We start from the raw sequence: 11,099 nt of genomic DNA on the forward strand, positions 1-11,099 counted from the left end.
GCACAAGAACGGGGTCGGCGGCCAGGTCGGCTAGCGGCAGGTTGCGAGGTGCTCGAGGATCAGGGCTGTCGTGGTCTCGGCGGCCTCGGCGGGGATGGTGTGTCCGATGCCGACGAGGTTCTCCAGCCGGTAGGGGCCGGTGACCCAGTTCCTGGTCGCGTTGATGCCTGACTGGGCGACCATCGGGTCCTTCGTGCTGGCGATGAACAGCGTCGGTACGGCGACCCGTTGTGTGTACCCGGTGAAGTCGTTGGCCCGGTACCAGTTCAGCGCGGCCGTCAGCGCACCGGGCTGCGAAAGCCGCCGGAAGTATTCTGCGCACTTCTCCGGCGGAACGCCCGTCAGCTTGGGCGGCCCGCCGGCCAGAATGATGTCCTCGGGGATCGGGGTAGGTTGCCGGAAGCGGTCCATGTACTCCGATGCGAACTGCTGCGCGGGATCGGTCCGCAGCGCCTCGGCGAACGCACCGAGGTGTGGCACGGAGACCGCGGTCAGCGACCGCACCCGCCGGGAGTACTTCGCCGCGGCGATCCACGCTACCGCGGCGCCCCAGTCGTGCCCGACCAGGTCGAACCTTCGCCAGCCCAGGGAATCAGCCATCGCGCGAACGTCCGTCACGGCGTGGTCCAGCTGATAGTCCTCGATCCTGGCCGGCCGTACGCCCGGCGAGTAACCCCGCTGGTCAGGCGCGACCGCCCGGTAGCCCGCCGCAGCAAGCGCAAGCAGCTGATGCTCCCACTGGATACCGAACTCGGGAAAGCCGTGCAGCAACAGCACTTTCCGGCCGTTCCGCGGACCCGCGGCGACTGCGTCGAAAGTCCCCACCGGCGTTAGGATCCGCAGCGGCCTCAGCTGCGGCGATCCCGACGCCCGTGCGATAGCTGAGGTACCGAGAGTCGCCAGGCCGGCGGCCGCGGCAGTGAGCTTGATGAAGGACCTGCGAGAGGGCGTCATACGCCGAGTCTGTCCGCCGCCCCGGAGCCAGGCGATCGCCGTTGCCCCACCTTCCTGGTGGGTCTAGCCCCCGTGACAGCGGGCCAGACCCACGCGTCGATCAGCGCGTCAGGGCGTAGACGGCGATGGCAGCGAAGTCATCGGCCGGTTCGGAGGCTTGCCAGGAGCGGACGTCGTCGACGTACCGTGAGCCGCGGCCGGTGAACTCCTCGTACTGGTCGATGCCGTTGGCCGGGCAGGGGTTCATCCCGTCCATCCCGTCGCCGAGTCCGTCCTCGAACAGGGCGGCCGAGTTCGGGCCGTTGACGACCGCGCCGACGACCTGGCGGCCGAGGATGTTGCCGATCTGGTGATGCGGGCAGCGACCCGCGTTGGACCCGACGCCGACCATGAACGACACACCCCACGCGTTGGCGCCGAAGGCCCAGTCGAGCTGCTGAGCACCGAAGGTGTCGTACTGACGGTCACCCGTCACCTGCCGATACAGCCGCGCCGTCGCCGCCAAACCGAACGTGTGCGGTACGGCGTCGAAGTTGTCGTACTGCGCACCCGCGCGGAACGGATCCTGAGCGGCTCGTGCCGTTCCGATCGCAAGCTGTGCTCGCAAGTCGGCGCTGAGCTGCGCAACCAACGCACGGTCGGATCGCGCCGCCCGGATCAGATCCGCGTGCGCCAGCGCGCTCACGTCGTACAGGTTCAAGGTGTCGCCACCGGCCTCGTGCTCGAGATACTGCCCAGCCCAGTACGACGCCTGCCGCACCCAACCGGCTGCCCGCGGATCGCCGAGTCGCTGGGCTGCCAACGCAAGCTCGGCAGCACCCAGCTCGAGGTCATCGCGCCAAGCCGATTCCGGGTAGAACGCGAACGGGAGAGACGTGACGAGCTGCCCGACGTTCGTCGTCTTGGCCTGCGCGAAGATCTGCGCGGCGGTCTCCAGGTGCTTACGCGCCAGCTTCCGATCCGTCCGTGCCTCGACCTGCGCAGCGAGCGCGAACGCCGCTGCCGTCCGGCCGGCCAGGTTCGGGCTGATCGGCTCGCCAGGCGCAGCCGCCCGGAACACCGGCCGGTTGCGCAGATGCCGCTCCGAGGGGTCGGTCAGGTGGTCGTCCGCCTCGGGCAGCCGCCAGATGTCGTGATCACCGATGAACGTGCCTTCGGCGTTGCCGGTGCCGACACCGACCTGGATGTAGAGCGTCTTCGACTTCTCGTCCCACATCTTGTCGAGCCACTTCAGCCCGTGCCGAGCTTCGTTCGTGACCTTGCGATCCGGCCGTCGCGCGTCCCGGGCCGATGCCCACAGCAACGATTCCGAGTACGCCGCGATGTGGGTGAACTTCAGGTAGTCGCCCGCGTCGTACCAGCCACCCTCGACATCGACCGGACCACCGACCCGCTGCAACTCCCCCACCGTCTGATCCGTGTCCGGATTCACGAAGGTAGGCGTCTCGTAGACCTGCGCGGCCAGGTCCGTCAGGTGCGAGGGCTTCCGGTCGAGAGATCCCGGTACGACGTCCGTCCCGTCGCGCTGCTCGGTGAAGAAGTTCACTGCCTTGTCCTTGGCCGACGTGGCCAGCCCATCCCCGTCGGCCCGTACGACGAACTCGGGCGACGACGCAACCCCCGGGACCTCGACCCGGTAGGTCCCCGGCACCCACAGCCGGGACAGGTCGACCGCTGAGACGTGCTTGTACTTCGCGTTCCACTCCCCCAGCTCAGCACCGACCCGCCCGCTCAGCACGCTCCGGCCACGGCTGTCGACGACCCGGAACGACTTCCCGGTCACCGCTCCCTGGCTCAGCACGTACGCCGACTTTCCGTCGAAGGCGCCGTACCCGAGCTGATTGACCCGGACCGCACCTCCTGTGACGGCTTCGACAGGGCCGCCCAGGCCCACCACCAAACCCGCCGCTACCACTACCGACCCCACCCGGCGCAAAGCCTTCACCGCGACCTCCTCGAAGAACAGTTAGGAAAGTTTCCTGTTCATTCGAGGAAAAGTACAGACCTCAGGGCTGAGCGGGCACTCCTTGGGCGAAGACGTACACCGGTTCGGCCTCCGGTTCGGTCGACGGATTGGCGACGTACTCCTCGAGCACCTCTTGCATCCGCTCGCGCAGCTCGGTCAGCCGCTCCGGCGTGAGCCGCAGCCACACGTCGAGCGACAGCTCCGCCTCACCCCAGGCCGCGCCGTACTCCGGACGCTTGGCGACCCAGTCGCGGATCTTGCCGGCGCGGTACGTGACGTTGCTCTCCTCGGCCACTCCGCCGATCAGTTCGGCACCCGGCTCGTCGTCGCCGACGCGCCACGAGTACGACGACCAGGCGCTCTTCCACCACCGCTCGCGCCGGTCCTTGGCCAGCTCGGGGACCTCCTCGATCACCCCCGCAGTGGCCAGCACCTTGAGGTGGTGGCTGATGTTGCCGACCATCTCCCCTGTCCGCGCAGCGAGCACCGACACGGTGGACGGGCCGTCGACTGCGAGGATGTCCAGCAGCCGGCGTCGTAGCGGATGGTCCACGGCCTGCACCCGGGAGGCTCCGGGTGAGCGGGTCTTTTTCGGCGACATGAGTCCAGGGTAGTTAGACAAGATGTCTTGTACAAGCTTCATTGCCCAGCGTGTTTCAGGCGGGGAACAAAGAGCACCAGACTGATCGGGATAGCCACATCGTGAGATCGCGTCTCGCGATGCAGGATAGGGAGTTGATTTGTCAGCCGTTCGCGCTGACTCTTGTGAACATGCTCGCTGCCCGCTCCACTCACCTCGTAGGTCGGATCCATGTCGACCTCGGGCGGATGCGCAGCGCCATCTGTCGTCCTTCGATGCTCTGACAGCCACCCCGCTCGATACATCAGCTGGGTGCGCACCGCGCAGACCAGGTCGAATCGACGACGCTTCGAGCTAGCCTCCCGCGGACGCACCTGTCTCTAGGACAAGGACACCGTTCCGGATGACTGGCGTCTCCTCACCGCAGGCCGCAACTCCCCGCAAGCCCGCCCGCCCCCGCAAGGGCAAGGGTGAGGGTCAGTGGGCGCTCGGCTACCGCGAACCCCTGAACAAGAACGAAGAGAACAAGAAGAACGACGACGGCCTGAACGTCCGGGCCCGGATCGAGAACGTCTACGCGCACCGCGGGTTCGACTCGATCGACCCGGCCGACCTGCGCGGCCGCTTCCGCTGGTGGGGGCTGTACACCCAGCGCAAGCCCGGGATCGACGGCGGCAAGACCGCGACGCTCGAGCCCGAAGAGCTCGACGACAAGTACTTCATGCTCCGGGTCCGGATCGAGGGCGGTCAGCTCAGCACCGAGCAGCTCCGGGTGATCGCGGAGATCTCGACCACCTACGCCCGGGACACCGCGGACATCACCGACCGGCAGAACATCCAGCTGCACTGGATCCGGGTCGAGGACATCCCGGCCATCTGGAGCAAGCTCGAAGCGGTCGGCCTCTACACGACCGAGGCCTGCGGCGACGTCCCGCGCGTCATCATCTCCTCCCCGGTCGCCGGGATCGCGGCGGACGAGATCATCGACCCGACACCGGCCATCGACGACATCGTCGAGAAGTACATCGGTACGACGGAGTTCTCGAACCTGCCGCGCAAGTTCAAGACCGCGATGACCGGGCACCCGTCGCACGACGTCGTACCGGAAGTGAACGACATCGCGTTCGTCGGGGTCGTGCACCCTGAATACGGCCCGGGCTTCGATGTCTGGGTCGGTGGCGGGCTCTCCACCAACCCGATGCTCGCCCAGCGCCTCGGCGCCTGGGTGCCGCTCGACGAGGTGCACGAGGCCTGGTGGGGTATCTGCAGCATCTTCCGCGACTACGGCTACCGCCGGCTGCGGACGCGGGCCCGGATCAAGTTCCTGGTCGCCGATTGGGGTGTTGAAAAATTCCGCGAAGTTCTCGAATCCAAGTACCTCAAGCGGAAGCTGATCGACGGCCCGGCGCCGGAGATCCCCGCCGTACAGGGCGACCACGTCGGTGTCCACAAGCAGAAGGACGGCAAGTACTTCGTCGGTGTCGCGCCGGTCGTCGGCCGGGTGTCCGGCGAGAAGCTGGCGAAGGTTGCGGACGTCGTCGCCGCGCACGGCTCGGACCGGATCCGGACCACCGCGCAGCAGAAGCTGATCGTGCTCGACGTCGAGGAGTCGAAGGTCGAGTCGCTGGTCACGGAGCTGGCGGCACTGGGCTTCCAGGCGCGGCCGTCGGCCTGGCGCCGGAACACGATGGCCTGCACCGGGATCGAGTTCTGCAAGCTGGCGATCGTCGAGACGAAGGCCCGCGCGGCGCAGCTGATCGACGAACTCGAGGAGCGGATCCCCGACCTCGACGTACCGATCACGGTGAACGTGAACGGCTGCCCGAACTCCTGCGCCCGGATCCAGGTCGCCGACATCGGTCTCAAGGGCCAGCTGGTCCTCGATGCCAATGGCAACCAAGTACCCGGCTACCAGGTGCACCTCGGCGGTGGCCTCGGGCTGGACGCCGGCTTCGGCCGCAAGGTGCGGGGCCACAAGGTCACGTCCGACGAGCTCACCGACTACGTCGAGCGCGTCACCCAGAACTACCTGAAGGAGCGCAACGAGGGCGAGCGATTCGCCCAGTGGGCAACCCGGGCCGATCAGGAGGCGTTGACATGAGCGAGCGCGCTGCACCGCTTTATTGCCCGTACTGCGGGGATGAGGACCTCCGGCCATCGGAGGAAGGGCATGGCGCGTGGGAGTGCCGGCCGTGTGCACGGGTGTTCCAGCTCAAGATGATCGGGTTGCGGGTGAATGTGGAATGAGTACAGACCTGAAGACGATCGCCGAAGAGGCGAACGAACGACTAGCTGACGCCTCGCCGCAGGAAGTGCTGGCGTGGGCGCGGGAGACCTTCGGGGACGACCTGGTGGTGACCGCATCGATGGCGGACGGGGCACTCCCCCACCTGGCGGCCGAGGCGGCTCCGGGTGTCGACGTGCTCTTCCTCGACACCGGCTACCACTTCGTCGAGACGATCGGCACGCGGGATGCCGTCGCGTCGATGCTGCCGATCAACCTGATCAACGCCTTGCCAAAGCAGAGCGTCGCCGAGCAGGACGCCGAGTACGGCGAGAAGCTGTACGAACGTCAGCCGGACAAGTGCTGCGCGCTGCGCAAGGTCGAGCCGCTGAACCGGCACCTGTCCCACTACAAGGCCTGGGTCACCGGCATCCGCCGCGAAGAGGCACCGACCCGCGCGAACACTCCCCTCGTCGAGTACGACGAGAAGCGCGACATGGTGAAGCTGAACCCGATCGCTCCGTGGACGCAGGAGGACCTGGACTCCTACATCACCGACAACGGCGTACTGGTCAACCTGCTCCAGTACGACGGCTACCCGTCGATCGGTTGCGAGCCCTGCACCCAGCGCGTCGCCCCGGGCGAGGACCCGCGCAGCGGCCGCTGGTCCGGCACGGGCAAGGTCGAATGCGGACTCCACACATGACGGCCACATTGGAGGCTCCCCTGAACGCGCACACGGTGACCGAGCTGGACGCACTCGAGAGCGAGTCCATCTTCGTCTTCCGTGAGGTGGCAGCGGAGTTCGAGCGCCCGGTCGTCCTGTTCTCCGGCGGCAAAGACTCGATCGTGATGCTGCACCTGGCCCGGAAGGCGTTCGCGCCGGCCGGCGTGCCGTTCACGCTCCTGCACGTCGACACGGGTCACAACTTCCCCGAGGTCCTCGCCTACCGCGACAACGTGGTCGAGCAGCTCGGCCTGCGCCTCGAGGTCGCCAGCGTCGAGGACTACATCGCTGATGGCCGGCTGCGCGAGCGCTCCGATGGCACCCGCAACCAGCTTCAGACTGTGCCGTTGCTGGATGCAATCAACCAGCACCGTTTCGATGCCGTGTTCGGCGGCGGCCGCCGCGACGAGGAACGGGCGCGGGCGAAGGAGCGCATCTTCAGCCTGCGTGACGAGTTCGGCCAGTGGGATCCGCGTAATCAGCGCCCGGAGTTGTGGTCGCTCTACAACGGCAAGCACAAGCCCGGTGAGCACGTGCGGGTGTTCCCGCTGTCCAACTGGACCGAGCTGGACGTGTGGAACTACATCGCCCGGGAGGAGATCCCGCTCCCGAGCATCTACTACGCCCACGAGCGGGACGTGTTCGAGCGTGACGGCATGTTGCTTGCCGTCGGCCCCTACTCGCAGCCGCGCGACGGCGAGACCGTTGCCCCGCGCACCGTTCGCTACCGCACCGTCGGCGACATGTCCTGCACCGGCGCCGTCTCGTCGGACGCGACCACCGCGGCCGAGGTCGTCGTCGAGGTCGCAGCGAGCACGATCACCGAGCGCGGCGCGACCCGCGCCGACGACCGGGCCAGCGAGGCCGCCATGGAAGACCGCAAACGAGAGGGGTACTTCTGATGAGCAGCCCCCTCAACCGACAACTGCTCCGCCTGGCCACGGCCGGTTCGGTCGACGACGGCAAGTCCACCCTGGTCGGCCGGCTGCTGCACGACTGCAAGGCGATCCTGGCCGACCAGATCGCGCACGTGAAGACGGTCTCCGAAGCCCGTGGTGGTGACTTCGACTTCGCGCTGCTCACCGACGGTCTGCGGGCCGAACGCGAACAGGGCATCACGATCGATGTGGCCTACCGGTACTTCGCGACCGACAAGCGCTCGTTCATCCTGGCCGACTGCCCCGGACACGTGCAGTACACCCGCAACACCGTCACCGGCGCCTCCACCGCCGACGTGGTCATCATCCTGGTCGACGCGCGGCACGGCGTACTGGAACAGACCCGGCGGCACCTCGCCGTGGCCGGCCTGCTCCGGGTGCCGCACGTGGTTCTCGCGGTGAACAAGATCGACCTGGTCGACTACGACGAGTCCGTCTATACCGGGATCGCCAAGGAGGTCGGGCAGCTGGCCGACCAGCTCGGCATTGCCGACCTCAAGACCATCCCGGTCTCCGCGCTCGTCGGCGACAACATCGTCACGCGCTCCGAGAACACGGCCTGGTACGACGGTCCCGCGCTGCTCGAGGTCCTGGAGAACGCGAACGGCCGCACCGACATCTCAGGTCGTGCACTGCGCTTCCCGGTGCAGTACGTGATCCGCCCGCAGACCGACGACGAGTACCGCGACTACCGCGGCTACTCCGGAACCGTTGCCTCCGGCACCGTCTCGGTCGGCGACGACGTCATCGTGCTGCCCGCAGGACGCCGTACGACGGTCTCCGGCATCGACCGCGCAGTCGTCTCAGCGACCGCGACTGCGGTTGCCGAGCGGCCGTCCGCGGTCGCCGGTGAAGCAGTCACGGTTCGCCTCGCGGACAACCTTGACGTCGCCCGCGGCTCGGTCATCGTCGCGGCCGACTCCTCCCCCGGCACCCGCCGGGAACTGTCAGCCACCGTGGCCTGGCTGTCGGAACGCCCGCTGACCGTGGGCGCCCGGCTGCTGATCAAACACACCACCACAACGGCCCAGGCGATCGTCACCAAGATCGCCGGGGTGCTCGATCTCGACACACTCGGCGTCATAGATGCCGCCGGGCTCGACCTGAACGACATCGGCAAGGTGCAGCTCAAGATCGCTGCTCCCTTGGCGGCCGACCCGTACTCCAGTAACAACATCACTGGATCCTTCCTGCTGATCGACGCCCACGACGGGTGGACGCTGGCCGCAGGCATGATCGACGACGAAGAAGGGGAACTGCTGTGACTGCTCCAGCTCTCGTGATCCTCGCCCACGGCAGCCGCGACCCGCGCTCGGCCGCCACCGTCCACTCACTCGTGAAGTGCCTGCGCGAGCTGCGTGACGACCTGCGGATCGAAGCCTCCTTCCTCGACCACTGCCCGCCCACGCCGTACCAGGTGCTCGGCAAGCTCGCCGCCGAGGGCGTCGAAGAGGTCGTCGTCCTGCCGCTGCTGCTGTCGTCGGCCTTCCACGCCCGGATCGACGTACCGGCCGTGATCGACGAGTCCCGCAGCCGGTTCCCGCACCTGCGGATCATCGCCTCGGACGTGCTCGGGTACGACGACTCGCTGCTCGACGTACTCGACCGCCGGATGCGCGCCGAACTCAAGGACGGCCGGGTGCGCGAGCTCGACGCGCTCGTCCTGGCCGCGGCCGGATCCAGCGACCCCCAGGCCAACGCCAGCGTGACCCGCTTGGCGCGGCTGTGGGGCCAGCGGCACAAGCTGCCGGTCACCGCCGCGTTCGTCTGCGCTGCGACACCGTCACCGGCCGAGGCCGTCCTGCAGTGGCGGCTCGAGGGCCGTCGGCACGTCGCAGTCGGCTCGCTGTTCCTCGCCCCCGGCGTCCTGCCGGACCGCGCGGAGTCCATGGCCCGCAAGGCCGGCGCGGTCGCAGTCTCCCGGCCGCTCGGCGTCAGCGCCGAGGTAGCGCGCCTCGTCCTCCTCCGGTACGGCGTCGCCGGCCTCGACCTGCTCACCCTGGCCCCGGCCCCGCGCCCGGTCCTCGTGCAGTCCGCCTAAGTACTGACCCCCTCCCGAAGCCACGGTTCCGCGCCCGCGGAGCCGTGGCTTCTGGCATTTCGGCATCTGGCCCTTGCGATAGCGTGATATCACGCTATCTTGGTAGCTATGGCGAAAGAAGCGACCAAGAACATCCTGTTGCGGCTCGACCCGGAGCTGGCTGAACACCTGCAGACAGTGGCGGCGGTCGAGGGACGATCGGTGTCGGACGTGGCGCGCGAGGCGATCGCCGAGCTGGTCGACCGCCGCCGTACCGACAGCGGCTTCAGCCGGCTACTCGAGGAGAACCTGTCCCGGCACGAGGAGTCCCTGCGCCGACTGCGCGGGGACGACTGATGCGGTACCTCGACCCGTACGACGTCCTCGCGATCGCCGCGCGTGTTCTGCGCTGCGAGTCCGAGGAGGCCGTCCGCCGGACCGACCTCGACACGGTCCAACATGTCCTGACCGACGTACGCCGTACCTCCGGGCTGGCCGAGGCGTCAGCGGTGCTGCTCGCCGGGCTGGTCCGCGGTCGGCCGTTCGCCGGCGCGAACCGGGTGGTGGCAGTGGCCGTCGTGCTGCAGTTCACCGCGCTGAATCATGCAGACCTCCGGCTCGAGCCCGTGGCAGAGGTCGACGAGGCGCTGGACCGGATCGCCGCCGGTGACAGCAGCGGGGTGACGGACTTCGTTCGCGAGCGGCTGGTGCTGCCCGACGTGACAGCGTCGCTCGAGGAGCATTTGCGGCTCGATCTAAGGCTCGAAGAAGCGATCGACGAATGGATGTGGAGGCGGGTCGGTATGTACGAACGATTCACGGAGTTGGCACGCAAGGTGGTCACACTCGCACAGGAAGAGGCCCGGCAACTCAACCACAACTACATCGGCACCGAGCACGTGCTGCTCGGGCTGATCGGCACGCCGGAAGGCGGCGCCTCGAAGCTGCTGGCGGGGACCGATGCCACGGCGGTGCGCGAGCTGGTGATCGAGATCGTCGGCCGCGGCAAGCGCGCGCCGGACGGGTTTGTCCCGTTCACGCCACGCGCCAAGGGGACTCTCGAGGACGCCTTCGTCGAAGCGCGCCGTCTCGGTTCGGAGAACATCGACACCGAGCATCTGCTGCTCGGACTGCTGAAGGACACCGACGGCGTCGCCGCCCAGGTACTGTCCCGGCTCGGCGTGAAGATCGACGCTGTACGCAGCCTCGCCGAGCAACGGATCGATCGGCGACAACGGTCACGGACGGCGGTCGAGGCCATGGTCACCGGCGATCCGGACTGGACGACGTACGGACGCAGGCATCACCTGATCGCCGAGCTGCACGCCGTCCTGGACGAGAACGAGCGCCTGCACGAGCAGGTCGCTCACCTCCGCGACCTACTCCGCAAACACGAGATCGACCCGGACACCTGACCCCAGGTCGCAACGAGCCCCCGCGAAACCCGTGCGGTACGTGTGGCACTTGGGGGGCACCCGAGAGGACTCGTGTGGTGTGCGGAGAACCAGCTGGACTCTCGGGTTTGCCCATGAGCGGACCGCCAGGCCATCACAAGTGGGCGATCGGGTGTGGCTTGAGCGTGGGGGACGAGCAGTTGTGATGGCGTGGGGATCCGGACTCCCATCACCCAGTAAAGGGTGGGCGCGGGCTCGTGGTGAGCGTGCGCAGGCGGGGGCGCGGTGCGGGGGTG

Annotated in this window: 10 protein-coding genes and 1 pseudogene; 7 read left to right on the plus strand and 4 right to left on the minus strand. The window is 67.9% G+C overall.

The window, feature by feature from the left end:
- Positions 1-30 precede the first annotated feature (30 nt).
- From E1261_RS38330 to E1261_RS38340, 4 genes and pseudogenes are all read right to left on the minus strand, one after another.
- Positions 31-825, minus strand: a complete 795-nt coding sequence (locus E1261_RS38330) for an alpha/beta fold hydrolase (RefSeq protein WP_202875395.1) — start codon at positions 823-825, stop codon at positions 31-33.
- A gap of 57 nt (positions 826-882) precedes the next feature.
- A pseudogene (locus E1261_RS47200) lies at positions 883-954 on the minus strand (twin-arginine translocation signal domain-containing protein); the annotation flags it as partial.
- A 100-nt stretch (positions 955-1,054) separates the two neighbouring features.
- A complete protein-coding gene (locus E1261_RS38335) occupies positions 1,055-2,899 on the minus strand; it encodes a glycoside hydrolase family 9 protein (protein ID WP_132414657.1) in 1,845 nt (614 codons plus the stop codon).
- Positions 2,900-2,960: 61 nt separating this feature from the next.
- Complete coding sequence (locus tag E1261_RS38340) at positions 2,961-3,521, minus strand: winged helix-turn-helix domain-containing protein (RefSeq protein ID WP_132414658.1); 561 nt, start codon at positions 3,519-3,521, stop codon at positions 2,961-2,963.
- Between the two features lie 382 nt (positions 3,522-3,903).
- On the opposite strand from E1261_RS38340, the gene E1261_RS38345 reads away from it, so the two are divergent.
- From E1261_RS38345 to E1261_RS46680, 7 genes are all read left to right on the plus strand, one after another.
- On the plus strand, positions 3,904-5,601 hold the full coding sequence (locus tag E1261_RS38345) for a nitrite/sulfite reductase (protein WP_132414659.1): 1,698 nt from the start codon (positions 3,904-3,906) through the stop codon (positions 5,599-5,601).
- Positions 5,602-5,743: 142 nt separating this feature from the next.
- On the plus strand, positions 5,744-6,430 hold the full coding sequence (locus tag E1261_RS38350; protein ID WP_132414660.1) for a phosphoadenylyl-sulfate reductase: 687 nt from the start codon (positions 5,744-5,746) through the stop codon (positions 6,428-6,430).
- Positions 6,427-7,353, plus strand: coding sequence for a sulfate adenylyltransferase subunit CysD (cysD, locus tag E1261_RS38355; RefSeq protein ID WP_132414661.1), 927 nt, complete (start codon positions 6,427-6,429; stop codon positions 7,351-7,353). The genes E1261_RS38350 and cysD overlap by 4 nt, the downstream gene beginning before the upstream one ends.
- The gene (locus tag E1261_RS38360) at positions 7,353-8,654 is read left to right on the plus strand and encodes a sulfate adenylyltransferase subunit 1 (RefSeq protein ID WP_132414662.1); all 1,302 of its coding nucleotides are present in this window, start codon (positions 7,353-7,355) and stop codon (positions 8,652-8,654) included. The genes cysD and E1261_RS38360 overlap by 1 nt, the downstream gene beginning before the upstream one ends.
- A complete protein-coding gene (locus tag E1261_RS38365; RefSeq protein WP_132414663.1) occupies positions 8,651-9,430 on the plus strand; it encodes a sirohydrochlorin chelatase in 780 nt (259 codons plus the stop codon). Before E1261_RS38360 ends, E1261_RS38365 begins: the two co-directional genes overlap by 4 nt.
- Before the next feature lie 108 nt (positions 9,431-9,538).
- Positions 9,539-9,766 (plus strand): ribbon-helix-helix protein, CopG family, encoded by a 228-nt coding sequence (locus E1261_RS38370; protein WP_132414664.1) that lies wholly within the window; start codon positions 9,539-9,541, stop codon positions 9,764-9,766.
- The gene (locus tag E1261_RS46680; protein WP_238176693.1) at positions 9,766-10,824 is read left to right on the plus strand and encodes a Clp protease N-terminal domain-containing protein; all 1,059 of its coding nucleotides are present in this window, start codon (positions 9,766-9,768) and stop codon (positions 10,822-10,824) included. Before E1261_RS38370 ends, E1261_RS46680 begins: the two co-directional genes overlap by 1 nt.
- The last annotated feature ends 275 nt before the right edge of the window (positions 10,825-11,099 follow it).

Origin of the sequence: Kribbella albertanoniae (assembly GCF_004348455.1) — a bacterium.
In the GTDB taxonomy this organism is placed as follows: domain Bacteria; phylum Actinomycetota; class Actinomycetes; order Propionibacteriales; family Kribbellaceae; genus Kribbella; species Kribbella albertanoniae.

Bases quoted from the DNA above. Each gene is read 5' to 3' on its own strand.
- E1261_RS38340 (WP_132414658.1), bottom strand. From the start codon at position 3,521: ATGTCGCCGAAAAAGACCCGCTCACCCGGAGCCTCCCGGGTGCAGGCC.
- E1261_RS38345 (WP_132414659.1), top strand. From the start codon at position 3,904: ATGACTGGCGTCTCCTCACCGCAGGCCGCAACTCCCCGCAAGCCCGCC.
- E1261_RS38350 (WP_132414660.1), top strand. From the start codon at position 5,744: ATGAGTACAGACCTGAAGACGATCGCCGAAGAGGCGAACGAACGACTA.
- cysD (WP_132414661.1), top strand. From the start codon at position 6,427: ATGACGGCCACATTGGAGGCTCCCCTGAACGCGCACACGGTGACCGAG.
- E1261_RS38360 (WP_132414662.1), top strand. From the start codon at position 7,353: ATGAGCAGCCCCCTCAACCGACAACTGCTCCGCCTGGCCACGGCCGGT.
- E1261_RS38370 (WP_132414664.1), top strand. From the start codon at position 9,539: ATGGCGAAAGAAGCGACCAAGAACATCCTGTTGCGGCTCGACCCGGAG.
- E1261_RS46680 (WP_238176693.1), top strand. From the start codon at position 9,766: ATGCGGTACCTCGACCCGTACGACGTCCTCGCGATCGCCGCGCGTGTT.